This is a genomic window from Amorphus coralli DSM 19760, from assembly GCF_000374525.1.
Taxonomy (GTDB): domain Bacteria; phylum Pseudomonadota; class Alphaproteobacteria; order Rhizobiales; family Amorphaceae; genus Amorphus; species Amorphus coralli.
In genome coordinates, this window is record NZ_KB894572.1 from 252,588 (window position 1) to 279,240 (window position 26,653).

At 66.4% G+C, this 26,653-nt stretch carries 21 protein-coding genes; 11 read left to right on the forward strand and 10 right to left on the reverse strand.

Annotated elements, in window-relative coordinates:
* Positions 1-94 precede the first annotated feature (94 nt).
* A complete protein-coding gene (locus C507_RS0109130; protein ID WP_018699382.1) occupies positions 95-502 on the forward strand; it encodes a carboxymuconolactone decarboxylase family protein in 408 nt (135 codons plus the stop codon).
* Here the strand turns inward: C507_RS0109130 and C507_RS0109135 are convergent.
* Entirely contained in the window at positions 499-1,749 is a 1,251-nt protein-coding gene (locus C507_RS0109135; protein WP_018699383.1) for a DUF2254 domain-containing protein, read from the reverse strand. The genes C507_RS0109130 and C507_RS0109135 overlap by 4 nt on opposite strands.
* A gap of 305 nt (positions 1,750-2,054) precedes the next feature.
* Here C507_RS0109135 and recA point away from each other — a divergent pair, with 305 nt between their 5' ends.
* From recA to C507_RS20855, 3 genes are all read left to right on the forward strand, one after another.
* Entirely contained in the window at positions 2,055-3,128 is a 1,074-nt protein-coding gene (recA, locus tag C507_RS0109140) for a recombinase RecA (protein WP_018699384.1), read from the forward strand.
* Positions 3,129-3,325: 197 nt separating this feature from the next.
* The gene (alaS, locus tag C507_RS0109145; RefSeq protein WP_026318965.1) at positions 3,326-5,995 is read left to right on the forward strand and encodes an alanine--tRNA ligase; all 2,670 of its coding nucleotides are present in this window, start codon (positions 3,326-3,328) and stop codon (positions 5,993-5,995) included.
* Between the two features lie 24 nt (positions 5,996-6,019).
* Positions 6,020-7,282, forward strand: a complete 1,263-nt coding sequence (locus tag C507_RS20855; RefSeq protein ID WP_018699386.1) for a cyclic nucleotide-gated ion channel — start codon at positions 6,020-6,022, stop codon at positions 7,280-7,282.
* Between the two features lie 99 nt (positions 7,283-7,381).
* Here the strand turns inward: C507_RS20855 and C507_RS0109155 are convergent, their stop codons facing one another.
* Complete coding sequence (locus C507_RS0109155; RefSeq protein ID WP_018699387.1) at positions 7,382-8,947, reverse strand: 2-isopropylmalate synthase; 1,566 nt, start codon at positions 8,945-8,947, stop codon at positions 7,382-7,384.
* A 450-nt stretch (positions 8,948-9,397) separates the two neighbouring features.
* Between C507_RS0109155 and C507_RS0109160 the strand changes: the two genes are divergently transcribed.
* The 4 genes from C507_RS0109160 (at position 9,398) to C507_RS0109175 (ending at position 13,974) form a co-directional block, all read left to right on the forward strand.
* Complete coding sequence (locus C507_RS0109160) at positions 9,398-10,672, forward strand: MFS transporter (protein WP_156829236.1); 1,275 nt, start codon at positions 9,398-9,400, stop codon at positions 10,670-10,672.
* A 182-nt stretch (positions 10,673-10,854) separates the two neighbouring features.
* Positions 10,855-12,069 (forward strand): NADP-dependent isocitrate dehydrogenase, encoded by a 1,215-nt coding sequence (locus C507_RS0109165; protein ID WP_018699389.1) that lies wholly within the window; start codon positions 10,855-10,857, stop codon positions 12,067-12,069.
* A gap of 167 nt (positions 12,070-12,236) precedes the next feature.
* Positions 12,237-13,139, forward strand: a complete 903-nt coding sequence (locus tag C507_RS20860; RefSeq protein WP_083923429.1) for a class I SAM-dependent methyltransferase — start codon at positions 12,237-12,239, stop codon at positions 13,137-13,139.
* Positions 13,140-13,293: 154 nt separating this feature from the next.
* The gene (locus tag C507_RS0109175) at positions 13,294-13,974 is read left to right on the forward strand and encodes a CatB-related O-acetyltransferase (protein ID WP_018699391.1); all 681 of its coding nucleotides are present in this window, start codon (positions 13,294-13,296) and stop codon (positions 13,972-13,974) included.
* Positions 13,975-13,980: 6 nt separating this feature from the next.
* Here the strand turns inward: C507_RS0109175 and C507_RS0109180 are convergent, their stop codons facing one another.
* From C507_RS0109180 to groES, 3 genes are all read right to left on the reverse strand, one after another.
* Complete coding sequence (locus C507_RS0109180) at positions 13,981-15,360, reverse strand: multicopper oxidase family protein (protein WP_018699392.1); 1,380 nt, start codon at positions 15,358-15,360, stop codon at positions 13,981-13,983.
* Between the two features lie 229 nt (positions 15,361-15,589).
* The gene (gene groL / locus C507_RS0109185) at positions 15,590-17,224 is read right to left on the reverse strand and encodes a chaperonin GroEL (protein ID WP_018699393.1); all 1,635 of its coding nucleotides are present in this window, start codon (positions 17,222-17,224) and stop codon (positions 15,590-15,592) included.
* Between the two features lie 48 nt (positions 17,225-17,272).
* A complete protein-coding gene (gene groES, locus C507_RS0109190; protein WP_018699394.1) occupies positions 17,273-17,587 on the reverse strand; it encodes a co-chaperone GroES in 315 nt (104 codons plus the stop codon).
* Positions 17,588-17,983: 396 nt separating this feature from the next.
* On the opposite strand from groES, the gene C507_RS0109195 reads away from it, so the two are divergent.
* From C507_RS0109195 to C507_RS20865, 3 genes are all read left to right on the forward strand, one after another.
* On the forward strand, positions 17,984-18,253 hold the full coding sequence (locus tag C507_RS0109195; protein WP_018699395.1) for an usg protein: 270 nt from the start codon (positions 17,984-17,986) through the stop codon (positions 18,251-18,253).
* Positions 18,254-18,401: 148 nt separating this feature from the next.
* Positions 18,402-18,764, forward strand: coding sequence for a PH domain-containing protein (locus C507_RS0109200; RefSeq protein WP_018699396.1), 363 nt, complete (start codon positions 18,402-18,404; stop codon positions 18,762-18,764).
* A gap of 230 nt (positions 18,765-18,994) precedes the next feature.
* A complete protein-coding gene (locus tag C507_RS20865; RefSeq protein ID WP_040400865.1) occupies positions 18,995-20,188 on the forward strand; it encodes a hypothetical protein in 1,194 nt (397 codons plus the stop codon).
* Between the two features lie 114 nt (positions 20,189-20,302).
* On the opposite strand, the gene hslU is transcribed toward C507_RS20865, so the two are convergent.
* From hslU to dnaK, 5 genes are all read right to left on the reverse strand, one after another.
* Positions 20,303-21,604, reverse strand: coding sequence for an ATP-dependent protease ATPase subunit HslU (gene hslU, locus C507_RS0109210; protein ID WP_026318967.1), 1,302 nt, complete (start codon positions 21,602-21,604; stop codon positions 20,303-20,305).
* Positions 21,605-21,742: 138 nt separating this feature from the next.
* A complete protein-coding gene (gene hslV, locus C507_RS0109215) occupies positions 21,743-22,321 on the reverse strand; it encodes an ATP-dependent protease subunit HslV (RefSeq protein WP_018699398.1) in 579 nt (192 codons plus the stop codon).
* 116 nt (positions 22,322-22,437) lie between these two features.
* Positions 22,438-23,070 carry a class I SAM-dependent methyltransferase gene (locus C507_RS0109220; RefSeq protein WP_018699399.1) on the reverse strand — a complete coding sequence of 211 codons (633 nt, stop codon included), beginning with the start codon at positions 23,068-23,070 and terminating at the stop codon, positions 22,438-22,440.
* 84 nt (positions 23,071-23,154) lie between these two features.
* Positions 23,155-24,288 carry a molecular chaperone DnaJ gene (gene dnaJ / locus C507_RS0109225; protein ID WP_018699400.1) on the reverse strand — a complete coding sequence of 378 codons (1,134 nt, stop codon included), beginning with the start codon at positions 24,286-24,288 and terminating at the stop codon, positions 23,155-23,157.
* A 208-nt stretch (positions 24,289-24,496) separates the two neighbouring features.
* Positions 24,497-26,473 carry a molecular chaperone DnaK gene (gene dnaK, locus C507_RS0109230; protein ID WP_083923431.1) on the reverse strand — a complete coding sequence of 659 codons (1,977 nt, stop codon included), beginning with the start codon at positions 26,471-26,473 and terminating at the stop codon, positions 24,497-24,499.
* Positions 26,474-26,653 lie beyond the last annotated feature (180 nt).

Consider the following 26,653-nt stretch of genomic DNA (forward strand, 5'->3'; position numbering starts at 1 on the left):
CCACCGAGCGAACTCTGGGGCGTCCGGCCTTCATAGGCCGGACGGGGACGATGCGGCCAGGGCGATGGCTGGCCCGCGGCCTGAGGAGGGTGGCATGTCGATCTTGCCGGTTCTGTCCGACGAGGAGGCGGGGGCCGAGGCCCGTGCCGTCTTCGACGATATCCGCGCCACGCGGAACACTGACTTCGTCAACAATTTCTGGCGGGTTCTGGCCAACGACCCGGCGCTTCTGGCCCGCACCTGGCAGGGGCTGAAGGAGGTCATGGCGCCCGGCTCCATCGACTCGCTGGTCAAGGAGATGATCTACGTGGCCGTCTCGGTGACCAATGGCTGCGAGTATTGCATCCGCTCCCACACCGCGGCCGCCCGGGCGAAGGGCATGTCCGATCACCAGCTGATGGAGCTCCTGGCCGTGGTGGGGGCGGCCAACGAGACGAACCGGCTGGTCAACGGCCTGCAGGTTCCGTTGGACGAGGCGTTTCTCGGCGAGGGGGCGCCTTAACCGGCCGCCAACGCCACGTCACGCACCCGTTGCCTCTCTGCTTCCAGCTCAAGCCCCCTGTCGCTGCGTTCCAGTGCCAGCGCTGACTGCCTGCGGGCGCTCGGAGCGAGCGCCGGCCCGCCGATATCGGCAAGCGCTGCAAGCGCCTTCTGCAGCCGGATCTGCACTTCCACCAGCGAGGCGCCGTCGCGGGCGATCGGCGTGAAGACGTCCTCGAACAGGTCGTCGGTGTCGAGGCCGGGGACGTGGACCTGCGGGTAGGAGACCTCCCGCTCGTCCGTGCCCTTGGGCCGCGCCTCATGCCATTCGGCCAGCACGCGCACACCCCGACTGATGATGTCGATCGCCGTTCCCGGGTCGTTGATGCCGGGCGACAGCGCCCGCGAGGCGATCTCCGCCAGCACCGACAGGCCGAAGCGCGGGTCGCTGTCGTAGGTTCTGACATCGCCGATGGAGAAGGCCGACCGGACGGCAGCCTTCGCGTCCTCGTCGGTCTCGCCGTTGACCCAGGCAAGGGCCTCGCGCGGATGGACGAAGCGGCCGGGCGGGGCGGTGACGTGGATTTCCACGCCCCGGCTTTCGGCCGCCGCATTCAGCGAACCGAGGTCGAAATGCTGCACGTAGCCGATCTCGCCGGGGAAGACAGGCGTTGCCCCCTCGGGAATGGCGCCCAGTGGTCGTGCCCCGTAATGGGGCCACTCGCCCCAGGCACGGAGCGCATCGCGCGTCGCGTTCTCCACCTTCTCGGTGGGCTCCTCCATCCGCCCGAGGCTGGAGAGATGATCGATCCAGCGCAGCATCGTCAGGACGATCAGCAGCACCACGAGAATGGTGACCGCGAACAGAATCACCCGGCCGTTGTCGCCGTAAAGCCCGGTGGACAGGGCGATGATGCCGACCAGGCTGAACAGGAACGAGCCCATGAAGGTACCGAGCGCGTTCTGGGCGGTGGTGTCCTGCAGGAGCAGCCGCGTGGCCCTCGGCGTCACGTTGCTGGTGACCGAGCCGTAGTGGCTGACCATGACGCTCAGCGAGAACGTGGTCACGGCCAGCATGCTGGAGGCCAGGATATTGAGAATCGCGTCGACGGCCTTGCCGCCGACGGTGCCGGCAAGGTCCTCCGGAACGAACGGAGCGGCCACGATGGAGATCAGCGCCGCCAGAACGCCCATCATGGCGAACAGGCTGGCGCGTACCCACAGCTTTCTCGTGAACTGGCGAAGCACCCATTGCCACTTGGTCAGCATCTGGTTCCGATCCCGGTCTGAGGTGGCTTGGGAAGGCTGGCGGGCGCAGGCGGCCGCGCCATGGTCAGCCCCGACGCCCCAATCCTAACGCATGCAGAGAGGAAATCCGCCCGAATGCGGTCCGTTCCAAAAAGTCATGCCAACGGGCCGCCTTGGGACAGGCGGGCCCAACGGGCCCCAGCGAATGGACCGGCCATCGGTTGCTTGCCAGATCACTGAAAAGAACATATTGTGAACAAGAACAAAACGCGTACAATCACCGCGTTTGAAACGTTCCGGGCGTCGTGAGACATAGGAGACCACGAATGGCGCAGGCGAATCTGAGGTTGGTCGAGGGATCCTCCATGGACAAAAGCAAGGCGCTGGACGCGGCGGTCTCCCAGATCGAGCGCTCGTTCGGCAAGGGCTCCATCATGAAACTGGGCGCGGGTTCGGTGGCCGAGGTGGCGTCCGTTCCCACCGGGTCGCTCGGCCTGGACATCGCGCTCGGGATCGGCGGCCTGCCGCGCGGACGCATCGTCGAGATCTACGGGCCCGAATCGTCGGGCAAGACGACGCTGGCGCTGCACACGGTGGCGGAAGCCCAGAAGAAGGGCGGTATCTGCGCCTTCATCGACGCCGAGCACGCGCTCGACCCGGTCTATGCGCGCAAGCTGGGCGTCGGCATCGAGGACCTGCTGATCTCGCAGCCGGATGCCGGCGAGCAGGCGCTTGAGATCGCCGACACGCTGGTGCGGTCCGGCGCGGTCGACGTGCTGGTGATCGATTCGGTGGCGGCGCTGACGCCGCGGGCCGAGCTCGAGGGCGAGATGGGCGACCAGTTGCCTGGGCTGCAGGCGCGGCTGATGAGCCAGGCGCTGCGCAAGCTCACCGGGTCGATCTCGCGCTCGCACACCATGGTCATCTTCATCAACCAGATCCGCATGAAGATCGGCGTGATGTTCGGTTCGCCGGAGACGACCACCGGCGGTAACGCGCTGAAGTTCTACGCCTCCGTCCGGCTCGACATCCGCCGCATCGGCGCGATCAAGGACCGCGATGAGGTGGTCGGCAACCAGACCCGCGTGAAGGTGGTGAAGAACAAGCTCGCGCCGCCTTTCCGCGAGGTGGAGTTCGACATCATGTACGGGGAAGGCGTCTCCAAGGTCGGCGAACTGCTCGACCTCGGCGTCAAGGCCGGGATCGTGGAGAAGTCGGGCGCCTGGTTCTCCTACGACAGCCAGCGCCTCGGCCAGGGCCGCGAGAACTCCAAGCAGTTCCTGCGCGACAACCCGGACGTGGCCAACACGATCGAGGCCGCGATCCGCCAGAACGCGGGCCTGATCGCCGAACGCATCGTCGGCGTCGCCGAACCGGACGAGGACGGCGAGGCCGGCTGACCGGGCCGCTTTATTCCGTTACCGGATGACACGAAGGGCGCGGCGGATGTTCCGTCAGCGCCCTTTTTGCCGTTCCGGCGAGGGTGCGGCCGGCGACAGCGCAGAACGCGCGCTGTGGACAGGACCGGGTGCAGGTCTATAAATCCGGAACCCAAACGGAGACCCGGCGCGTGGCGCCGGAACCAACGGACGAATTCATGAGCGGCGTCAACGATATCCGGTCCCAGTTCCTGGACTACTTTGCGCGCGAGGGCCACGAGATCGCGCCATCGAGCTCGCTCGTGCCGCGCAACGATCCGACCTTGATGTTCACCAACGCCGGTATGGTGCAGTTCAAGAACGTCTTCACGGGCCTGGAGACCCGCGCCATTCCCCGCGCGGTCACGGCCCAGAAGTGCGTGCGCGCCGGCGGCAAGCACAACGATCTCGACAACGTCGGCTACACCGCCCGACACCACACCTTCTTCGAGATGCTCGGCAACTTCTCCTTCGGCGACTATTTCAAGGACCGGGCGATCGAGCTCGCCTGGACCCTTGTCACCAAGGAGTTCGGCCTGCCGGCGGAGCGGCTGCTCGCCACCGTCTACGCCGAGGACGACGAGGCCTTCAACCTCTGGAAGAAGATCGCCGGCCTTCCGGAGGACCGGATCATCCGGATCCCGACGTCGGACAATTTCTGGCAGATGGGCGATACCGGCCCGTGCGGCCCGTGCTCTGAGATCTTCTTCGACCACGGCGAGAACATTCCCGGCGGTCCCCCGGGCTCTCCCGACGAGGACGGGGACAGGTTCATCGAGATCTGGAACCTGGTGTTCATGCAGTTCGAGCAGCAGCCGGGCGGCGAGCGCATCCCGCTGCCCAAGCCGTCCATCGACACCGGAATGGGCCTGGAGCGCATCGCCGCGGTGATGCAGGGGGTTCACGACAATTACGACATCGACCTGTTCCGCTCGCTGATCGCCGCCTCCGAGGAGGTGACCGGTGTGCCGGCCAGCGGTGAGCAGGAGGTGAGCCACAAGGTCATCGCCGACCATCTGCGCGCCACGAGCTTCCTGATCGCCGACGGGGTGATGCCGTCGAACGAGGGCCGCGGCTACGTCCTGCGGCGCATCATGCGCCGCGCCATGCGCCACGCGCACCTGCTGGGTGCACGTGACCCGGTCCTGTGCCGGCTGGTCCCGGCGCTGGTCCGCGAGATGGGCCGGGCCTATCCCGAACTCGGACGCGCCGAGGAGATGATCACCGAGACGCTGGAGCTGGAGGAGCAGCGCTTCCGGCGCACCCTCGACCGCGGCCTTGCGCTGCTGGACGAGGCTACCGAGCCGCTCGACGAGGGCGGTACGCTGGATGGGGAGACCGCCTTCAAGCTTTACGACACCTACGGCTTTCCGCTGGACCTGACCCAGGATGCGCTGCGCGGCCGGGGCCTGACGGTGGACGTGGAGAGCTTCGACGCGGCCATGGAGCGCCAGCGCGCGGAGGCCCGCAAGGCCTGGGCCGGCTCCGGCGAGGCGGCGGTGGAAACCGTCTGGTACGCGGTCAAGGACCGGGTCGGCGCCACGGACTTTCTCGGCTACGAGACGGATGCGGCCGAGGCCATCGTTACCGCGCTGGTGGCTGACGGCAAGGAAACGGACCGGCTTGAGGCCGGAACGAGCGGGGCGGTGGTGCTGAACCAGACGCCCTTCTACGGCGAATCCGGCGGCCAGGTCGGCGATACCGGGACGATCTCCGCGCCGGGGGTCCGCTTCCGGGTGACCGACACCCAGAAGAAAGCCGACGGCGTCTTTGTTCATCTCGGAACGGTGGAGGAGGGCGTCCTAGTCCCCGAGCTTGCCGTCGATCTGTCGATCGATGCGGCGCGCCGCGCTTCCATTCGCGCCAACCATTCCGCCACCCACCTGGTCCATGCCGCGCTGCGCAAGGTGCTCGGCACGCATGTTGCGCAGAAGGGTTCGCTGGTGGCGCCCGACCGGCTGCGCTTCGATTTCTCCCACAACAAGCCGATCTCTGCGGAGGAACTGGCAGAGGTCGAGGAAATCTCCAACCGCATCGTGCTGCAGAACGACCGGGTGGCGACGCGCCTCATGGCATTGGAGGATGCGGTCGAGGCCGGGGCCATGGCGCTGTTCGGCGAAAAGTATGCCGACGAGGTCCGAGTCGTCGCCATGGGCCACGAGCCCGGCGAGGATGGGCGCGAGAAGACCTACTCGATGGAGCTGTGCGGCGGCACCCATGTGGGGCGCACCGGCGAGATCGGCCTCGTGACGGTGGTTTCGGAAAGCGCCGTCTCCGCCGGCGTTCGCCGCATCGAGGCGTTCACCGCCGACCAGGCCCGGCGCTACCTGGAGGACCAGGATCGCCGCCTGCGGGAGGTGGCGAACGTGCTCAAGGTGTCGGTGGCCGACGTGGTTGAACGTGCCGCCGCCCTCGCCGACGACAAGCGCCGTCTGGAGCGGGAACTTGCGGACACGCGCCGCAAGCTGGCACTCGCGGGCCCGGCGGAAGCCGGCGGCGGCGAGGAGGTGAAGACGGTCGGCTCGGTGAAATTCATGGGCCGCGCCGTCGAGGGGATCGGCGGCAAGGACCTGAAGGGCCTCGTGGACGACGCCAAGAAGCAGCTGGAATCGGGTATCGTGGTCATCGTCAGCCGCGCCGATGACGGCAAGGCGGGCATTGTGGTCGGTGTGACGAAGGACCTGACCGGCCGCTTCAACGCGGTTGATCTGGTGCGTGCCGGGTCCGAGGCGCTGGGCGGCAAGGGGGGCGGTGGCCGCCCGGACATGGCCCAGGCCGGCGGACCCAATTCCGCCGACGCGGCCCAGGCGATCGCGGCGGTCGAGGCCGCCGTCGCCGCGGCGGGCTAGGCACAGCGGACCGGGGAGGGGCGCGTGAACGGTCAACGGACGCGCCCGACCTCGCCGAAACGGCCCGCCGCCGTCCTGTCGGCCGCCGCGCGCCGGCGCGCAAAATGGCGGCGACGGGCCTATTTCCTGCTTGAAAGCGACGGGTCACCGGACCCGTGGGCCATCGCCATTCGCTTCGGCCTGATCGCCGTCGTTCTTCTCAACGTCGCGGTGGCGCTGGCCGCCACCGACCCGCAGATCCGCCACGACAACGGTGGCCTGCTCGTCGGCATCGAACTCGCCACCCTGCTTCTCTTCACGGTCGAGTACGTGGCACGGCTCTGGTCCGCGGTGGAACATCCCCGCTACCACGGCCTGCCGCACTGGCGGGCGCGGCTTCGCTATGCGCTGACGCCCGCGGCGATCGTCGACCTGGCGGTGATCCTGCCGCTGGCAATCGCCCCCTTCGTGGCGCTCGATCTCTCCTCGTTCCTGTTCCTGCGCATCATCCGTCTGTTGAAGCTGTTCCGCTATTCGGGAGGCATGGCCGCGCTCGGCGAGGCGGTGTTCGCGGAGCGCCGCGCGCTGCTTGCCTGCGCGGTGATCCTGCTCGCCATTGTGCTGATCTCGGCGTCGAGCATCACCTACGCAGAGCGGGCCGCCCAGCCGGATGCCTTCGGTAGCGTCATCGGATCGCTGTGGTGGACGATCGTTACCATCACGACGGTCGGCTACGGCGATGTTGTGCCCGTCACGCCGCTGGGCCGCGCCATCGCCGTGGTGACCATGGTTGTCGGCTTCGCCTTCATCGCGCTGCCCACGGCGATCCTGTCGTCGTCCTTCGCCGAGGTCATCCGGCGGCGCGACTTCACCATCACCTGGGGCATGATCGGCCGGGTGCCGGCCTTCGCCAACCTCGATGCGGCCACCATCGTGCGGATCATGCCGCGCCTGGTCGCGCGAACCTTCCACCCCGGCGACATCGTCGTTCACCGCAACGAGGAACCGGCCGACCTCCACATTGTGGTCTTCGGGGTTCTTGAAGCGGAAGGGCTGGATGACGAGGAGGAAGACGGAGGCGCAGATGCGGCTTCCTCCGGTCATCCGCCGCTGCCGGAGCCCGTAGTGTTCCAGGAGGGTGACATGTTCGGCGGCCCCATCCCGATGCGCGGGTTCAAGACGGCGGGACCCGTCGTCTCGACGGGAACCTCGCGCTTCCTGATCCTGCCGGAAGACGATCTCCGGGTGATCGCCCGGCGCCGGCCGGACGTCTATGCGCTGCTCACGGGGGGCTTGGACCCGACCTGATCGAACGGCGCCGAGGCCGATCCACGATTTGCCGCGCTCACGAAGAAGCCCGCGATCCGGAGACCGCGGGCTCTCTGCGTTTGGTGCCGCGGAAGCGCGTTACGATGCCTCGCGCACGCCTTGGGCATGGATCCGCTTGATGGCGATCTTGTTGAGTGCCGCGACATACGCCTTGGCCGAGGCCACGAGCGTGTCGACATCGGCGCCGCGCCCGGAGGCGATGCGGCCGTTGTCCTCCAGCCGGACTGACACCTCGGCCTGGGCATCGGTGCCCTCCGTCACAGCGTGCACCTGGTAGAGCGACAGGCGCGCATCGTGCGGCATGATCTGCTTGATCGCGTTGAAGGTGGCGTCCACCGGACCGGAGCCCTGGGCCTCCTCCGTCACGTGACGGCCGTCCACCTCCATGGTGACGATGGCCTTCTGCGGCGCGCCGGTACCGGCAATGACCGTCAGCGAGATAACCTTCACGGCCTCGCCGGCGATGGCGATCTGGTCCTCCACCAGCGCCTCGATGTCCTCGTCGTAGACATGCTTCTTCTGGTCGGCGAGATCCTTGAAGCGCCGGAAAGCATCCTCGAAGGCGTTCTGACCGATCTCGAAACCCAGCTCCTTCAGCTTCTCGCGGAAGGCATGGCGGCCGGAATGCTTGCCCATGACAAGCGACGTGGCCTTCACGCCCACGTCTTCCGGCCGCATGATCTCGTAGGTTTCGGCATGCTTGAGCATGCCGTCCTGGTGGATGCCGGATTCGTGGGCGAAGGCGTTCTTCCCGACAATGGCCTTGTTGTACTGGACCGGGAAGCCGGCAACCGTGGAGACCAGCTTCGACGCCCGCGTGAGATAGCCCGCATCGACATTGGTCCGGTAAGGCATCACGTCGCCGCGCGTGCGGATCGCCATGACGATCTCTTCCAGCGCGGCATTGCCGGCGCGCTCGCCCAGGCCGTTGATGGTGCATTCGATCTGGCGGGCGCCTCCGGCGACACCGGCCAGCGAGTTGGCAACCGCCAGGCCAAGGTCGTCGTGGCAGTGCACGGAGAAGGTCACCGCGTCGGCGTCCGGCACCTTCTCGATCATCGTGGCGAACATGGCGCGGTACTCGTCCGGCGTGGCGTAGCCGACCGTGTCAGGCAGGTTGATCGTGGTGGCACCGGCGCGGATCGCGGCCTCCACGCAGCGACAGAGATAGTCGAGCGGCGTGCGGGTGGCGTCCATCGCCGACCATTCCACGTCGTCGATCAGGTTGCGTGCGCGGGTCACCGTCGCCGTGATGATCTCCAGAACCTCGTCCTGGGTCTTGTTCATCTGGTGGGCGAGATGGATCGGCGAGGTCGACACGAAAGTGTGGATGCGGCCGCGGCGGGCATCGCGGACGGCTTCACCGGCGCGGTCGATGTCGGCGGGAATGGCGCGGGCCAGCCCGGCAATCACGGCGTTCTCGGCGCGCCGGGCAATCATGTTCACGGCCTCGAAGTCGCCGTTGGAGGCGATCGGGAAGCCGGCCTCGATGATGTCGACACCCATCGTGTCGAGCACCTCGGCAACCTGCAGCTTTTCTTCCAGCGTCATCGACGCGCCCGGCGACTGCTCGCCATCGCGCAGCGTCGTGTCGAAGATTTTCACCTCGGCGGGATCGGCGATCGTCGGCGTTTCGGTGGTCATGGAGTCTGGTCCTTCTCGGGAGCGGCCCGCGCGACGGCGTATGCACAAGCGTCGGGGCCGAGAGTGTTCTGGGTTCGCCTCGTCAGTACTCCCCTGAGAGCCTGCCCGAACGGGCTGCCAGCGCTCAGGGGCAGCTAAGGAGGAGGAGACGGCCGAGAAGAAGGGTCCGGACGCGCGGAGCGTCCGTGTTCAGTGCGATCCGGAGCTTGCTGGTCTGCTCGACGGGCACGCTGGCTTCCCGGTTTGATGACCCGATTGGCGGCGCATAAGGCGCCGGATGAAACAGTCTCTAATCGAAAGGCGGGGGTCGCGCAACATTTCCATGGAACGGCGTCGGTCGCGCAAGCCGGGTCGACTTGAACATCCCCGGGTTGCGGTCGTTCACCTCTACGCTTTAGCCTTGCCTGTAAAGACAAAGGACGACGACCAAGCGAGTTGGGGGGATCCGGCGTGGCATCATTGTTCTCGCACTGGTCGAAGAAGACCGTGGCCGGTGCCATCGGCAACACGCTCGAATGGTACGATTTCGCTGTCTATGGCTTCTTCGCGCCGATCATCGCCACGCAGTTCTTTCCGAAGACGGATCCGAAAGTCGCCCTGATCGCCACCTTTGGCGTGTTCGCAGCGGGCTTCCTCATGCGCCCGTTCGGCGGACTGGTGATCGGCCACGTCGCCGACAAGCTTGGCCGTCGGGCAGCGCTGACGCTGTCTGTGGCCATGATGGCGATTCCGACCACGCTGGTGGCGTTCCTGCCGATCTACGAGATGATAGGCCTCGCCGCACCGCTGCTTCTGACCTTCCTGCGCCTCGTGCAGGGGCTGTCGGTGGGTGGCGAATATACCGGTTCCGTCACCTACCTGGTCGAGAACGGTCCGCAGGACCAGCGCGGCATTTCCGGCTCGTTCGGGCTGGTGGGATCCAATCTCGGCATTCTGCTGGGTGCGGCGATGGGCGCCATCGTCACCGCGCTGGTGCCGGACGAGGCGCTGGCAAGCTGGGGCTGGCGCATCCCGTTCCTGTGCGGCGTTCTCCTGGGGCTGGCCGGGGTCTATTTCCGCAGCCACGTGGAAGATATCGAGGTCGAGTTCAACGATCCCCACGAACCGCAGGAACCGGAGTTTCCCATCGTCGAGGCGGTTCGCGATCACTGGCGGGGCATGCTGCGGGTGATGGGCATCAACGTGCTGAACGGCATCGGCTTCTACATCGCCTTCGTCTACCTGACGACCTACATCGTCACCTATGACGGCGTGAACGAGAACCGGGCACTGGACATCAACACCGGCGTCATAGCGGTCCTGTGCCTGGTCATTCCGTTCTTCGCGGCGCTGTCGGACCGGATCGGCCGCCGGCCCGTCATGATGACCGGGGCGCTCGGGGTTGCCGTGTTCGCCTATCCGCTGTTCCTGGCGCTCGGCAGCGGCACCCTGTGGGGCATTCTCCTCGGGCAACTCGGTTTCGCGGTGCTGATGGCCTGCTTCACCGGCCCGCTGCCGACTACCATGACGGAGCAGTTCCCGCGCCACGTCCGCGTGACCGCCTACTCCGTCGCCTTCAATATCCCGATGGCCATCGTCGGTGGCACCACGCCGATGGTCGCCACCTGGCTGATCAGCGAGACCGGCGACCGGATGGCGCCGGCCTTCTATGTCGTGGCCGCGGCGCTTGTGGCGCTGGCGACCCTGGTCTTCACTCCGGAGACCAAAGATAAGGTGATGGACTGAACCGGCTGCCTCAGGCTTCAGTCGTTCCAAAGAAGCATCGGGGCGACGGTCCTTTCTTCACATTTCCGGTCTCATGACCTAGAAGGACGCCGCACCCCGAATTTTCCGCGTGCGACCGCGCGCCGGAGGCATTCGCCTCCCGGTTCCGGTCCGTTCAGGCTAGCACCGAGGTCCGTTTCAATATGGCAAAGATCAAAGTCGACAACCCGGTCGTCGAACTCGACGGCGACGAGATGACCCGGATCATCTGGGACTATATCAAGAAGAAGCTGATCCACCCCTACCTCGACATCGATCTGCAGTATTACGATCTCGGTATCGAGAAGCGCGACGAGACCGACGACCAGATCACCATCGACGCGGCGAACGCCATCAAAGCCTGCGGCGTCGGCGTGAAGTGCGCCACCATCACGCCGGACGAGGCGCGCGTCGAGGAGTTCGGCCTGAAGAAGATGTGGCGGTCGCCGAACGGCACCATCCGCAACATCCTCGGCGGCGTCATCTTCCGCGAGCCGATCATCTGCCGCAACGTGCCGCGTCTGGTGCCGGGCTGGACCCAGCCGATCATCGTCGGCCGTCACGCCTACGGTGACCAGTACCGTGCCACCGACTTCAAGTTCCCGGGCAAGGGCACGCTTTCGATCAAGTTCGTCGGCGAGGATGGCGAGACCATCGAGCATGAGGTGTTCGATGCGCCGGGCTCCGGCATCGCCATGGCGATGTACAACCTCGACCAGTCGATCATCGACTTCGCCCGCGCTTCCATGAACTACGCCCTGATGCGCGGCTACCCGCTGTACCTCTCCACGAAGAACACGATCCTCAAGGTCTACGACGGCCGCTTCAAGGACATCTTCCAGGAGATCTTCGACAGCGAGTTCAAGGACAAGTTCGACGCCAAGGGCATCACCTACGAGCACCGCCTGATCGACGACATGGTCGCCGCCTCGATGAAGTGGTCCGGCGGCTACGTCTGGGCCTGCAAGAACTACGACGGCGACGTGCAGTCCGACACCGTGGCACAGGGCTTCGGCTCGCTCGGCCTGATGACCTCGGTGCTGATGACGCCGGACGGACAGACCGTCGAGGCGGAAGCCGCCCACGGCACCGTCACCCGTCACTATCGCCAGCATCAGCGCGGCGAGGAGACCTCGACCAACTCCACCGCTTCGATCTTCGCCTGGTCGCGCGGCCTCGCCCACCGGGCGAAGCTCGACGACAACGACGATCTGAAGACTTTCGCCGAGACGCTTGAGCGCGAGACCGTCGGCGCCATCGAGGACGGCCACATGACGAAGGACCTGGCGCTTCTCGTCGGGGCCGACCAGGGCTGGCAGTCCACCACCGGCTTCCTCGACACGGTCTCCGATCGTGTTGCCAAGTCGATGGGCATGTAAGCCCTCTGGCTTCAGCCCAAGCCTGCAATCGAGGCCCGCGCCGACTGTCGGCGCGGGCTTCTTTTTTTGGGCGCTTCGCCTCCTTGAAACGCGCCGCCTTTGGGGGCGATACTCTGTTCGCATTCGCGTGCCGGGGGGCGCGGCGAGCGAACGGGGAGGGGTGAGCCTTGAGTGAGCGTGCGGCATTCCGGCCGGTGGATCGTGAAACGGCGGGCACGTTGTCCGCGGCCGAGGCGATCCAGTACCACTACGACAACGAGACGCGTTTCTTCTCGCTGTTCCTCCACGAGACGCTCTGCTACTCCGCCGCGCGCTTCCACGCGCCGAGCCGGGCGGAGCCGGTTCTCGACAATCTCTACGACGCCCAGTGGGCCAAGATCCGCTTCCATCTCGATGCGCTGCAGCTGAAGCCTGGCGCGCGCATCCTCGATGTCGGTTGCGGCTGGGGCGCGGTGCTGGCCGCCGCTGTGACCGAGTACGAGGGCAGGGGGGCTGTCGGCCTGACGCTTTCCAAGGACCAGCGCGACCATATCGAGGCGCGCAACCTGAAGGGCGTCGAGGTCCGGCTCGCGGACGTCTACGAGGCGGAGCTCGACGGGCCGTTCGACGGGATCGTCTCCGTCGGCGCGTTCGAGCATTTCGCCCGGCCGGCCATGAACAAGGCGGAGAAGATCGAGGCGTACACCCGCTTCTTCGAGATCTGCCACAAGAACCTGATGCCGAACGCCTTCCTGTCGCTGCAGACCATCGTCTGGGACACGCCCACCTTCGAGGAAGCCAAGACCTGGATCCCGGAGACCGTGTTCCCGCAGTCCGATATCCCGTTCATCGACGAGGTGGTGACGGCGAGCCATCCGCTGTTCCGGCTGGAGTACCTTGAGAACCGCCGCGAGGACTACATCCTGACGCTGGACCAGTGGATCAAGAATCTGAAGGCCCAGAAGGATGTGATCATCGCCGAATGGGATCAGGAGAAGTACGACTTCTTCGAGCACTATCTCCGCAATTCCAAGCTCGCCTTCGCCCGTCGCAAGAATGCCCTGTCGCGCTTCGTCCTGAAGCGGCGCTAAGGCCGTTTTCGCTTCTACTGAAAATGCCTACCTGGCCGGGGCGCGGTGCTCCGGCCCAACGACACTAAGCGCGCCCGGCGGACACGGCGTAAGGCAGCCTTCGAGCTGGCTGCCATCGCGCGTCTCTCCAGCGGCGCCAATACCGGACATTGCCATGCCGCTGCTCAATCCGAACAAGACACATCCGATGGCCATGCCCGACGGCACTGTCATCGAGCAGACGGTGCAGCTGAAGGCCGTCATCGACCATCCGCGTATCGAGGTGGGCGACTTCAGCTACTACCACAACTTCGAGATCCTGCAGGACTATGCCGCCTTCCTGGCCCCGTACCTGTTCCCGCCGAGTCCGGAGAAGCTGACCATCGGCAAGTTCTGCCAGTTCGCGCACGGCGTGCGGTTCATCACCTCGACCGCCAACCACGACATGAGCGGCTTCTCAACGTATCCGTTCCAGAACTTCATGATGACGCCGGAAACCACGATGGACGACATCGTGGCGATGTTCCACGTACCCGGCCGTAAGGGCGACACCGTGGTGGGCAATGACGTCTGGATGGGCATGGACTGCATGGTGATGCCGGGCGTCACCATCGGCGACGGCGTCATCTGCGCGGCGCGCTCGGTGATCGCCAGAGACGTGCCGCCCTACTCCATCGTTGCCGGCAACCCGGCGCGTCCGGTGCGCCGGCGGTTCGATGACGCCACCATCGCGGCGTTGCAGGAGATCCGCTGGTGGGACTGGCCGGTGGAGGCGATCGAGGCGCACCATGCGGTCATCACCGGCGCGGACCTGGACGCCTTGCGCCGGATCGCGGACGAGGTGGCCTGCCGCTGATCCGGCTCAGACCACCCGGAAGAAGCCGGTCATGCCGGTCTTCTGGTGCTCGATGACGTGGCAGTGGAAGACCCAGTCGCCGGGATTGTCGGCCACCAGCGCGAGCCGCACCCGCTCGTCCGGCCGGATCAGGTAGGTGTCGGTGAAATGCGGCAGGACGGGGCCGTTTGTCGACTCTATGGCCCGGAACGACATGCCGTGAAGGTGGATCGGGTGGGCGTGCGGCGTCCGGTTCGCCAGCTCCAGCACGTAGGAGCGACCGAGCTTGAGCTCGTCGATCGGAGTATGCGGCTCCGGCGTGTCGCCCGACCACGGCACCTTGTTGATGGCCCAGAAATTGTAGCCGAGCGAGCCACAGATGCTGCCTCCGGCCGGTGCGGCCTCGGCCGTGGCCGAAAGCTCCAGCGGGATCACGCTGGCCGCGGCGAGATCCGGCTCTGCCACCGGATTGGCGGGCAGGGGCGTCACGTCGCCGAGCGAGCGACCGAGGGAAGAGCCTGTGGAGCGGAAGCTGGCGATCTCGTAGGGGTGGGTGGTGCGCGTGTTACTCAGCCGCACGACGGCGCCTTCCTCCGCCGGCATGACGACGGCAAGATCGACCCGCTGGCCCGGGCCCAGCTCGAGCCGGTCGAGCGGGAACGGCGCGGCGACCGGATTGCCGTCGAGTGCGATCACCAGCGCCGAGGCCCCTTCCAGCACGAAGCGGTAGATCCGGGTCACGTCGGTGATGGCGATCCTCAGGCGCATCAGCCCGCCGGCCGGAGCCTCTTGGCGGGGCGCTACCTGCCAGTTGGCCGTGCGTACGGTGCCGAAGGTGCCGGTCCGGGCGGCATCGCGCGCCTTGAACTGGGCAATGAAGCGGCCCTTCTCGTCGAGGCGCCAGTCGCGCAGGTTGAGCGCCATCTCGTGGTCGAAGGCCGGATCGTCCGGGTTCTCCACGATGAACAGGCCAGTCATCCCGCGCCCGATCTGGGTCAGCGTGTTGCAGTGCGGGTGGTACCAGAAGGTGCCGGCGTCCGGCGCGCGGAAGGCGTAGTCGAATGTCTCGCCCTGGTAGATATAGGGCTGGGTGAGGAAGGGGACGCCATCCATGGCGTTCGGGATCCTGAGCCCGTGCCAGTGAATTGTGGTCGGTTCGGCCAGCCGGTTCACCAGCCGTGCGGCGAAGGCCTCGTCGCGCCTCACGCGGATCACCGGCGGCAGCGGCCCTTCGTTCCACGTCATGACGCCTTCAGTGAGCGAGGTGCCGTCGAGCACGGCGGCTGTCTCGTGCGCTGTCAGCTCCATCGGCGTGGCGGCACTGACAGCCCTGAGCCCGGCAAGCCCCAGTCCGGCGCCGCAGGCTCCGAGCGCGCTGCCGGCGAGGAACGTTCGTCTGCTGATCACGGCCGAGCCTCTCGCTCCGGGTCGAAATATTTGAACGTTTCCAGATGGTTGCTGGGCGTCCGCGTATCTGGATTGACCCTAGGGGCGGGTGCCGGCGCGCGCAATCGCATGCGCCGGTCCTTTCTGTCGCAGGCCTGGAAGGCGCCGCAACGCAAGAAGGCGCGGGATCGCTCCCGCGCCTTCCGCAACTCTATGTCCGGCGGGGCAGACCCGCCGGAGAAGCGCTGGATCAGAAGTCCATGTCGCCCATGCCGCCCGGCATGCCCGGAGCGCCGCCGTCCTTCTTCGGCTTCTCCGCCACCATCGCCTCGGTGGTGATGAGAAGCGATGCGACGGACGCGGCGTCCTGAAGGGCGGTGCGCACGACCTTGGTCGGGTCGATGATGCCCATCTTGAACATGTCGCCGTATTCGCCGCTCTGGGCGTTCCAGCCGAAGCCGAACTCGTCCTTCTCGACGATCTTTCCGACGACGACGGAGCCGTCCTCGCCCGCGTTGAGGGCGATCTGACGCGCCGGGGCCTGAACGGCCTTGCGGACCATCTCCACGCCGGCCTTCTGGTCGGCGTTGGCCGGCGAGAGGCTGGAGAGCGCCTTCAGCGAGCGCAGGAGCGCCACGCCACCGCCCGGAACAACGCCTTCCTCGACCGCAGCACGGGTGGCGTGCAGGGCGTCGTCGACGCGATCCTTCTTCTCCTTCACCTCGACCTCGGTCGCACCGCCGACGCGGATCACCGCGACGCCGCCCGCGAGCTTGGCCAGACGTTCCTGGAGTTTCTCGCGATCGTAGTCGGAGGTGGTCTCTTCCACCTGCGCCTTGATCTGGGAAACGCGGGCCTCGATGTCGGACTTCTCGCCGGCGCCGTCGACTATGACGGTCTCGTCCTTGGAGATGGACACCTTCTTGGCCTTGCCGAGCATGTCGATGGTCACGCTCTCCAGCTTGATGCCCACGTCCTCGGAGATCACCGTGCCGCCCGTCAGGACGGCGATGTCCTGCAGCATGGCCTTGCGGCGATCACCGAAGCCCGGCGCCTTGACGGCGGCGACCTTCAGGCCGCCACGCAGCTTGTTGACCACGAGGGTAGCGAGCGCCTCGCCCTCGACGTCCTCGGCGATGATAAGGAGCGGACGGCCGGACTGAACCACGGCCTCCAACACCGGCAGCATGGCCTGCAGGTTGGAGAGCTTCTTCTCGTGGATGAGCAGGTAGGGCTCGTCGAGCTCGACGCGCATCTTGTCGGCATCGGTGACGAAGTAGGGCGAGATGTAGCCGCGGTCGAACTGCATGCCCTCGACCACCTCGAGTTCGGTCTCGAGCGACTTGGCTTCCTCGACGGTGATCACACCCTCGTTGCCGACCTTCTGCATCGCCTCGGCCAGGAAGCGACCGACCTCGGCGTCCCCATTGGCGGAGATGGTGCCGACCTGGGCGATCTCGTCGTTGGAGGCGATGTCTTTGGCGTTGGACTTGAGCTCGGCAACGATGGCCTCTACGGCCATGTCGATGCCGCGCTTCAGGTCCATCGGATTCATGCCGGCGGTTACCGCCTTGGCGCCTTCCTTGACGATGGCCTGGGCGAGAACCGTGGCCGTGGTCGTACCGTCACCGGCCAGATCGTTGGTCTTCGAGGCCACTTCGCGCACCATCTGGGCGCCCATGTTCTCGAACTTGTCCTCAAGCTCGATCTCCTTGGCGACGGTGACGCCGTCCTTGGTGATGCGCGGAGCGCCGAACGACTTCTCGATGACGACATTGCGGCCCTTCGGGCCGAGGGTCACCTTCACCGCGTTGGCCAGGGTGTCGACACCCTTCAGCATCTTGTCGCGGGCGGAGGTGGAAAATTTCACTTCCTTGGCAGCCATGGTGATGTTCTCCTTTGAGAAACAGCGTCTGTCGGATGCGCGGGGCGGTTAGGCTGCGGCCTTGGCGGCGGCGGCGCCTTCGATCACACCCATGATGTCGGTCTCCTTCATGATCAGGAGATCCTCACCATCGATCTTCACCTCGGTGCCGGACCACTTGCCGAAGAGAACGCGGTCGCCGGCCTTCACGTCGAGGGCGACGATCTCGCCGGCTTCGTTGCGCGCGCCGGGGCCGACGGAGACGACTTCGCCTTCCTGCGGCTTCTCCTTGGCAGTGTCGGGAATGATGATGCCGCCAGCGGTCTTCGTGTCAGACTCGATGCGGCGAACGACCACACGGTCGTGGAGCGGCCGGAACGTCATGCTCTGTTCCTCCAATTGAACCAGATGCGGATTTCGGTGACTGGATAGTCCTCCTCACGGCCGCGCGTCCGGGACCGGCACGCGGGGCCGTGCGCCGGTGACATGGGATGCCCCGTAACCGGTATCAAGATACCTGCCACAAAATTTTGGCACTCGCTAGAGGAAAGTGCTAGCAGGCCGCGCGGGGGGATCGGCTGCCTGGCCCCCTCCTCGTTGCGCAATCGCTGCGGTGGAGGCGCAGGGCAGGCATCGGGCGCGACCCACGGCCTGCTAGCAGCCGCGTCGATCGAGTGCTGGTAAGTATCTGTATAGAAAGAGATTTTTGCTTAGTCGGCTTGCCGTCGGCGGCGATGCAATGCACCATTTCGTCGGTGCTTTCAACAGCCGAGGTGACCGATGATCGATTCTGCTTTCGACCGCCAGCTCGATGGCTACGGCCTGACCACAGCGAAGATCCTTTACCGATTGCCAGATCATCCTGCGCTTCTGCAGACCTATCTCTGGCAGGACTATGATCTCGCGCCGGCCTTCCCGGAACTGACCCGTTTCCTCGACTTCTGGAAAAGGGAGTTGGACGGTCCGCTCCATTCCGTGGAGGTGGCCTACCGGCGGCTTGTCGGCGGCTGGGAGTGGCGCTCGGTGGAGCAGTTGTCGAGCCTCCACTGAAAGATCGGCGCGGCGGCCTTCGATCGGGGATAGGATGGCAGTCGTCGCCGCCTCCACCCCGTCGCCGGCGACGCACGCGTGTCATCGGTCGAACGCATCGTCCGTCGACACGTTGTGCCAGTTCCATCCTCAGTCAGGGACGCTGCCGATGCCGCCGCGCTACCAAGCCCATCCCTCGATGTTCAAGAGCCATCCGCTTTTGTTCATCCTCTGCGTGATCCTGATCCCAGCCGTCATCGGCATCGTCGCACTGGTGGTGTGGTGGCTGTTCAATCGGGCGACCACCGTGACTGTCGACGACGACCGGATCAGCCTCGACAAGGGGCTGCTTGCCAAGGAGCACACCGAGATCGAACTGTCCTCGATCCGCACGGTGAAGATCGACCAGTCGCTGCTCGACCGGATCCTCGACGTGGGAACCTTGCGGGTCTACACGGCGGGCGACGTCCCGGAACTCCAGATGAAGGGACTCCCCGAGCCGGCCCGGCTGCGCGAGGTTCTTCGCCACTGAAATCGGGGGTATGCGCCCGAGACCGGCCATTTCGGCTGCAACCCGGCGAATCTTGCCAGAATTCCGGGCTTTGCCACACCATTTCCCTGTTTTGCGGTAGAGGTTCGGCGAGGAATCGTTGAAGAGCCGCATCCGCAGGTGGATGCTTGACCGACAATGGGCCGCCGGATGGTGGCCGAAAGAACGCCGCTTCGGGCCGCAGGCCCGGGCACTCTACCGGAGACACGTCCTTGAACACGGCGCGATATCGCTGCAACGCCTGCGGAGAGCCGCTGGTCCGTCCCGTTCTGAGCTGCCCCTATTGCGGAGCCTTCCGCTCGGCCATTTCGCTCGAGGATGGAACGCTGGCGCTGCCCCCCGAGGCAGAGGCCGAGGGCGATGCGCCGCAGGCCAGGCCGGATGACGTGATCTATGTGGATGCCGAGCTCCACGGGGCGGAATCCGAGCCGCATGACGACGCCTATGAGCCTGACGAGCCGGCCATTGTTCCGCCGCCGCCGCGCGCAGAGCCGGCCGCGCGCCGGATCCGCCGGGACCGGTCCCGGCTGGACGCGGCGCCGGGTGGAGCGGCCCACGGCGAGCCGGTTGAGCCGACGGCCGCCCCGTCCGCCGAGCCGCGGCGTGCGGAGCCGCAGGCACCCGGTCGCCGCCGACGGGCCGAGCCGTCCATCGGCCGCCGTGGCAGCCGGCTGGATCGGGCAGCCTCCCGCGAGCCCGGGCTCGACGAGGGGGAGATGGAAGCGGCATCGGTAGAGACCCCGACTGCAATGCCTCGCGAGCCAGCGGCGCCGCGGGCACCCGGCGGACGCCGACGCGCCGGGCCCAAGGTGGCGCGCCGTCGCGCCCGGGCGGAACGGTCCGAGGAAGAGGCCTGGATCGTCCCGGATGGCGACGAGAGCCCGGATCCGAGCATCGACGATGTGATGCGCGACGCCGAGGGCGCGCGCGGGCGACGCTCGGACGGGCGCGCGCTTGTGCCGGTCTCTGACGAGGAAGCGGGAGTTCCGGCCGAGTATCGCGAGCGGCGCCGCAAGGGCGCGCGGGCCGGCTGGATCGTCTTCGTGGTGGTGCTTCTCGCTCTTGGGGCGGGGCTCGTCTACGGCGCCTATTGGGTCGACAAGCAGGGCATCGCCGATCTCCTCCGGGCAGGCCCGATTCAGGTCAGCCGTCTCGGCGAGGCCGAGACGCTCGAGGTGCCGGGCGAGTGGACCAGCGTGCCCGATCCCAACGCCGGCAACGCCATCGCGCTTCTGGTCGATGCCAGCGGGCCGTTCCGGATGCGGGTCGACGGCACGGTCTACACGCTGACCGGAGCCGAGGCGGTGCGCGTGCCCGTGAAGGACGGAACACTGGTGGAGCTGAAGGCGCTGGAGGGGCCGGTGACGGCCGAGGTGACGCGGCTTGGCGAGGACGCGGGAAGCTGATCCCGTCCCCGCGCGGCGGGCGGCCAGTCCGCGGTTCAACTGACTGCTGACGAAAAAAGCCCGGCGCCCTTGGGGGCGCCGGCCTTTTCGGTTCGCTCGACAGGCTGACCGTGTTTACAAGACGAAGCGGCTGAGGTCGGTGTTCTTGGCCAGCTCGCCGAGATTGGTTCGGACATAGTCGGCATCGATGGTGACCGTCTCGCCGGACCTGTCGGAGGCGGTGTACGAGATTTCGTCCAGCACCCGCTCCATCACCGTCTGCAGGCGCCGCGCGCCAATGTTCTCCACGCTGGCGTTGATCTCCACGGCGATCTCCGCGATCGCATCGATGGCGTCCTCGGTGAAGACCAGGGTGACGTCCTCGGTCTGCATGAGCGCCACCGACTGGCGAATGAGGCTCGCCTCGGTCTCCGTCAGGATCGCCCGGAAGTCCTCGCGGGTGAGCGGCTTCAGCTCGACGCGGATCGGCAAACGGCCCTGCAACTCGGGCAGCAGGTCCGACGGGCTGGAAACATGGAAGGCGCCGGAGGCGACGAACAGGATGTGGTCGGTCTTCACCGGCCCGTGCTTGGTCTGCACGGTGGTGCCCTCCACGAGCGGCAGCAGGTCGCGCTGGACGCCCTCGCGGGAGACGTCGCCGGAGACCTTGCCGCCGCGCGCCGTCACCTTGTCGATCTCGTCGAGGAAGACGATGCCGTTACCCTGCACGTCGGCAATGGCCTCCTGGGTGAGACTGTCCTCGTCGAGAAGCCGATCGGACTCCTCGTTGATAAGCAGCTCGTAGGAGTCCTTCACCGTGGTCTTGCGGGTCTTCTTGACCCCACCGAAAGCCTTGCCGAGCACGTCGGAGAGGTTCATCACGCCAACATTGCCGCCCATGCCGGGGACGTCGAAGCTCGGCATCGTCGGCGACTGGGTCACCTCGACCTCGATCTCCTTGTCGTCGAGTTCGCCGGCCCGCAGGCGCTTGCGGAAGCTGTCGCGTGTCGCCGGGCTCGCATTCTTGCCCACCAGTGCGTCGAGCACGCGTTCCTCGGCGGCGAGATGGGCGGTGGCGCGCACGTCCTTGCGGCGGCGCTCGCGCACCTGGGCGATGCCGATCTCGAGGAGGTCGCGGACGATGGACTCCACGTCGCGGCCGACATAGCCGACTTCGGTGAACTTGGTCGCCTCGACCTTGATGAAGGGCGCGTTGGCGAGCTTGGCCAGGCGGCGCGAGATCTCCGTCTTGCCGACGCCCGTCGGGCCGATCATCAGGATGTTCTTCGGCATCACCTCGTCGCGGATGTCGTCGGCGAGCTGCTGCCGGCGCCAGCGGTTCCTGAGCGCGATGGACACCGCGCGCTTGGCGTCGTGCTGGCCGATGATGAACCGGTCGAGCTCGGAAACGATCTCGCGGGGAGAGAAATTGGTCATGGGGCTATGGTCCGTGGACTGCGAATCCTGCGGCCTCTCGCTGTCGCTCGCAGGGCCCGTCTCGTCGAATTCGGAAAACGCGGTCATGGCTTCCTTCCGGAAGGCGTTGGGAATGGGGGAGGGGGTGACCGGCCGCCATCAGGCGTCGCCGGAAAGCCGCTCCACGATCAGTTCGCCGTTGGTGTAGACACAGATGTCGCCGGCAATCGCCATCGCCTTTCGGGCGATCTCCTCGGCGTTCATGTCGGTATCGACAAGCGCACGCGCGGCGGCCAGCGCGTAGAGCCCGCCCGAGCCGATGCCGACCACGCCGTGTTCCGGCTCCAGCACGTCGCCGTTGCCGGTCAGGACCAGCGTGGTGTCCTTGTCGGCCACGATCATCATGGCTTCCAGCCGGCGCAGGTAGCGGTCGGTACGCCAGTCCTTGGCGAGTTCCACGCAGGCGCGCAGCAACTGACCGCGATACTGCTCCAGCTTCTGCTCGAGACGCTCCAGCAGCGTAAAGGCATCCGCGGTGGCGCCGGCAAATCCGGCGATCACGTCGCCGCCGCCGATCGGGCGCACCTTGCGGGCATTGTTCTTCATGACGGTCTGCCCGAAGGACACCTGGCCGTCACCGGCGATCACCACCTCGTTGCCCTTGCGCACGCCGAGAATGGTCGTGCCATGCCAGCCAATGGGATCGGTGGACGTCATCATCACCTCGATTGAACTCATGCGCGGTCTCGCCTGGCGGCCGCGCGGAAACGGTGGGTCGAGGGGAGATGTATGGTTCCGGGCGCGGAATGCAAATCCGCGGGACGTGACCGGCTGGTCTGCGACCGGCGCCGGGCTTACGCGGCCGTTTCCTCGACGGCCTCGTCCTCCACCACGCGGCGGTAGAGCCAGACGCGGGCGGGCGGCACGTTGCGGACCACCCAGGAGGTCCGGGTGACGCCGTATCGGCCATCGACTTCCGGCACCGGCGGAACCAGCGCGTAGGAGAACTGGATGAAAGGCGCGCCGGGCGTCATCAGCTCCAGCGCATCCTCGATCAGCTTCTGTCGGGCTTCCAGCGGCCGGGTGAAGAGCGGCAGGCTCGACACCACGCCGGCCAGCGATCCCGGAGCTTCTTCCACCACGTCCGCCATGGCGTACGCATCGCCCTGGATCACGGTCGCGCGGGGAAACCGTTCTTCCAGCAGGGTGCAGAAGTCGGGGCTGTACTCGATGAGCACCAGCCGCGCCTCGTCGATCCCGCGCTTGACCAGGGCGTCAGTGACCACGCCGGTGCCTGGACCCAGTTCGACGATGGGGCCGGAACAGTCGGCGTCAACGAAGCTGGCCATCAGTCGCGACAGCGCTGCGCCGGACGGCGCCACGGCGCCGGTGGTCAGCGGTCGCTCGACCCAGGCTCGCAAGAACCGAACTTCATCGGTGAAACGGTCTGAGAACCGGCGGGCATGGGTGCGGGCGATGGCGAGCATAAGAGGCCTTTACGTTGTATTCGGCGAACCGCAGGCACGCCCCTGGCGGCTTGCGGCGGCGGGATAGGCCACTTGGCCCGACCCTCAGGTTCCCAGGCCTTCGAAGAAGTCCTTCACCCGGGAAAAGAAACCATGCGATTCTGGATGATTATCCTGAGATGCCTCTTCTTCAAAGGCCTCCAGAAGCTCGCGCTGTCGTTTCGTCAGATTGCGTGGCGTCTCGACGACAACCTGAATGTACATATCGCCGAACTGTGGACTGCGGATGACCGGCATGCCCTTGGACTTGAGCCGGAACTGCCGGCCGGTCTGGGTGCCCTCGGGCACCTTCACCCGGGTCTTTTCGCCGGAAACGGTGGGCACTTCGAACTCGCCGCCGAGCGCGGCGGTGGTCAGCGAGATCGGCACCCGGCAGAAAATGTCCGCCCCTTCGCGCTGGAAGAAGGCGTGCGGCTTGATCGACAGGAAGATGTAGAGATCGCCCGACGGCCCGCCCATGACGCCGGCCTCGCCCTCACCGGCGAGGCGGATCCGGGTCCCGTCCTCGATACCGGCCGGGATGTTGACGGAGAGCTTGCGCTCCTCGGAGATGCGGCCCTGGCCGGAGCACACCTCGCACGGGTCGGTGATGATGGTGCCGCGGCCCTGGCAGGTTGGGCAGGCGCGCTCCAGCGTGAAGAAGCCCTGGGTCGCCCGGACCCGGCCAGCGCCCTTGCAGGTCTGACAGGTGGTCGGCGAGGTGCCCGGTTTGGCGCCCGAGCCGGAGCAGGTGACGCAGGTCGCCGAGGTCGGGACCTCGATCTCCACCGTCTTGCCGGTGAAGGATTCCTCCAGCTCGATCTCCAGATTGTAGCGCAGGTCCGCGCCCCGCTCACGGCCGCCGCCGCCGCGCCGGCGCTGGCCCCCCATGCCGAAAAATTCGTCGAAGATATCGGACATGGCGGAAGCGAAGTCGCCGCCGAAGCCGGCCTGGCCACCGCCGCCCATACCGCCCTCGAAGGCAGCGTGGCCGAACCGGTCATAGGCGGCACGCCGGTTCGGGTCCTTGAGGACCTCGTAGGCCTCGCTGACTTCCTTGAACCTGGCCTCCGCCTCGGCATTGCCCGGGTTGCGGTCCGGGTGAAACTGCATGGCGAGCTTGCGGTAGGCGCTCTTCAACTCGGTTTCGGTCACCTGGGCGTGGACGCCGAGAACCTCGTAGTAGTCGCGCTTGGCCATGGGGAGCGTAACTCTGCTTGCAACGGTTCGAGCCGGCCCTTGCGCGCCAGGTCGCCGCGTGTCCGCGAAACGCGGATCGGCCTGCCTGTGCGATGTCGCGCGGCCTGACGTTGGCCGTCACGGGGAACGGGCTACTCGCTTGAAATCGGGTCATACGAAAGATGCGGCACACTGCCGTGCGCCGCATCTTGTGTCTAGGCGGGGGCGGTTACGCGCTCCGCTTCTGATCGTCGTCCTTGACCTCTTCGAAGTCGGCGTCGACCACGTCGTCCTGGGCCTGCCCACCCTCGGCGGTCTCTTCACCTTCCGGAGCAGCCTGCTCCTGGCTGTAGAGGCTCTCGCCGAGCTTCATGGACGCCTGGGCGAGGGCCTGGCTCTTCGCCTCGATCTCGGAGAGATCCTCGCTGGCGAGTGCCGTCTTCAGCTCCTCGACGGCAGCCTGGACGGTGGACTTGTCGGCCTCGGCGAGCTTGTCGCCGTTGTCCGCCAGCATCTTCTCGGTGGAGTGGACCAGCGCCTCGCCCTGGTTCCGGGCCTCCACGAGCGCACGACGCTTCTTGTCGTCCTCGGCGTGGCTCTCCGCGTCCTTGACCATCTTCTCGATCTCGTCGTCGGATAGACCGCCGGAGGCCTGGATGCGGATCTGCTGCTCCTTGCCGGTGCCCTTGTCCTTAGCCGAGACGTTGACGATGCCGTTGGCGTCGATGTCGAACGCGACCTCGATCTGCGGCACGCCGCGCGGCGCCGGCGGGATGCCCACCAGATCGAACTGGCCCAGCATCTTGTTGTCGGCCGCCATCTCGCGCTCGCCCTGGAAGACGCGGATCGTCACAGCGGTCTGCCCATCCTCGGCCGTGGAGAAGGTCTGCGACTTCTTCGTCGGGATCGTCGTGTTGCGGTCGATCAGACGGGTGAACACACCGCCGAGCGTCTCGATGCCGAGCGACAGCGGCGTCACGTCGAGCAGCAGCACGTCCTTCACGTCGCCCTGGAGCACGCCGGCCTGGATCGCGGCGCCGATGGCGACGACCTCGTCCGGGTTCACGCCCTTGTGGGGCTCCTTGCCGAAGAACTGCTTCACGACTTCCTGGATCTTCGGCATGCGGGTCATGCCGCCGACCAGAACCACCTCGTCGATCTGTCCGGCCTGCATCTCGGCGTCCTTGAGGGCCGCGCGGCAGGGCTCGATCGTCCGCTGCACGAGATCATCGACCAGGCTCTCGAACTTGGAACGCGAGAGCTTCATCGTCATGTGCTTCGGACCGGACTGGTCGGCCGTGATGAAGGGCAGGTTGATCTCGGTCTGCTGGGCGGAGGAAAGCTCGATCTTGGCCTTCTCCGCCGCCTCCTTGAGGCGCTGCAGGGCGAGCTTGTCGCCGCGCAGGTCGATGCCCTGCTCCTTCTTGAACTCGTCGGCCAGGTAGTCGACGAGGCGCATGTCGAAATCCTCGCCGCCGAGGAAGGTGTCGCCGTTGGTGGCCTTCACTTCGAACACGCCGTCGCCGATCTCCAGCACCGACACGTCGAAGGTGCCGCCGCCGAGGTCATACACGGCGATCGTCTTGCCCTCGGTCTTGTCGAGACCGTAGGACAGCGCCGCCGCGGTCGGCTCGTTGATGATGCGCAGCACTTCCAGGCCGGCGATCTTGCCGGCATCCTTGGTGGCCTGACGCTGGGAATCGTTGAAGTAGGCGGGAACCGTGATGACCGCCTGGGTGACCTCGCTGCCGAGATAGGATTCGGCCGTTTCCTTCATCTTCTGCAGGATGAAGGCGGAGATCTGCGAGGGCGAATATTCCTTGCCGTCCACCTCGACCCATGCGTCGCCGTTGTCGGCGCGCACGATCTTGTAGGGGACGAGATCCTTGTCCTTCGTCACCATCGGGTCGTCGAAGCGGCGGCCGATGAGGCGCTTGACCGCGAAAAGGGTGCGCTCCGGGTTGGTCACAGCCTGGCGCTTCGCCGGCTGGCCGACCAGGCGCTCGCCTTCGTCGGTGAACGCGACCATGGACGGCGTCGTGCGCACGCCCTCGGCGTTCTCGATGACTTTCGCCTGCTTGCCTTCCATCACCGCGACACACGAGTTGGTGGTGCCGAGGTCGATGCCGATGACCTTGCTCATTCTCTTGTCTCTCCTTCTGGCAGACCGTTCGGACCCGAGGACGGCGTCCGACAAGGCCGACATCGCGCCGGCCGGCCCCCTGACGTTTCGAACGCAAAACGGATCGGTTTCGGCGCGGATGGGCCGAAACGCTGCGAGCTATATAAGAAGGGGCCAAAAGAGCCGCAAGCCGCCCGCACGCGATCCAAACACGCGTTTTTGAGCAGATTTGGCATGCAAACCCGCATGGCTGGCGCGTTCGCA

What these genes read in the sequence shown, in the direction of transcription:
- C507_RS0109130 (WP_018699382.1), top strand. Translation starts at nt 95, where the DNA reads ATGTCGATCTTGCCGGTTCTGTCCGACGAGGAGGCGGGGGCCGAGGCC.
- C507_RS0109135 (WP_018699383.1), bottom strand. Translation starts at nt 1,749, where the DNA reads ATGCTGACCAAGTGGCAATGGGTGCTTCGCCAGTTCACGAGAAAGCTG.
- recA (WP_018699384.1), top strand. Translation starts at nt 2,055, where the DNA reads ATGGCGCAGGCGAATCTGAGGTTGGTCGAGGGATCCTCCATGGACAAA.
- alaS (WP_026318965.1), top strand. Translation starts at nt 3,326, where the DNA reads ATGAGCGGCGTCAACGATATCCGGTCCCAGTTCCTGGACTACTTTGCG.
- C507_RS0109155 (WP_018699387.1), bottom strand. Translation starts at nt 8,947, where the DNA reads ATGACCACCGAAACGCCGACGATCGCCGATCCCGCCGAGGTGAAAATC.
- C507_RS0109165 (WP_018699389.1), top strand. Translation starts at nt 10,855, where the DNA reads ATGGCAAAGATCAAAGTCGACAACCCGGTCGTCGAACTCGACGGCGAC.
- C507_RS0109175 (WP_018699391.1), top strand. Translation starts at nt 13,294, where the DNA reads ATGCCGCTGCTCAATCCGAACAAGACACATCCGATGGCCATGCCCGAC.
- groL (WP_018699393.1), bottom strand. Translation starts at nt 17,224, where the DNA reads ATGGCTGCCAAGGAAGTGAAATTTTCCACCTCCGCCCGCGACAAGATG.
- groES (WP_018699394.1), bottom strand. Translation starts at nt 17,587, where the DNA reads ATGACGTTCCGGCCGCTCCACGACCGTGTGGTCGTTCGCCGCATCGAG.
- C507_RS0109195 (WP_018699395.1), top strand. Translation starts at nt 17,984, where the DNA reads ATGATCGATTCTGCTTTCGACCGCCAGCTCGATGGCTACGGCCTGACC.
- C507_RS0109200 (WP_018699396.1), top strand. Translation starts at nt 18,402, where the DNA reads ATGCCGCCGCGCTACCAAGCCCATCCCTCGATGTTCAAGAGCCATCCG.
- hslU (WP_026318967.1), bottom strand. Translation starts at nt 21,604, where the DNA reads ATGACCAATTTCTCTCCCCGCGAGATCGTTTCCGAGCTCGACCGGTTC.
- hslV (WP_018699398.1), bottom strand. Translation starts at nt 22,321, where the DNA reads ATGAGTTCAATCGAGGTGATGATGACGTCCACCGATCCCATTGGCTGG.
- C507_RS0109220 (WP_018699399.1), bottom strand. Translation starts at nt 23,070, where the DNA reads ATGCTCGCCATCGCCCGCACCCATGCCCGCCGGTTCTCAGACCGTTTC.
- dnaJ (WP_018699400.1), bottom strand. Translation starts at nt 24,288, where the DNA reads ATGGCCAAGCGCGACTACTACGAGGTTCTCGGCGTCCACGCCCAGGTG.
- dnaK (WP_083923431.1), bottom strand. Translation starts at nt 26,473, where the DNA reads ATGTCGGCCTTGTCGGACGCCGTCCTCGGGTCCGAACGGTCTGCCAGA.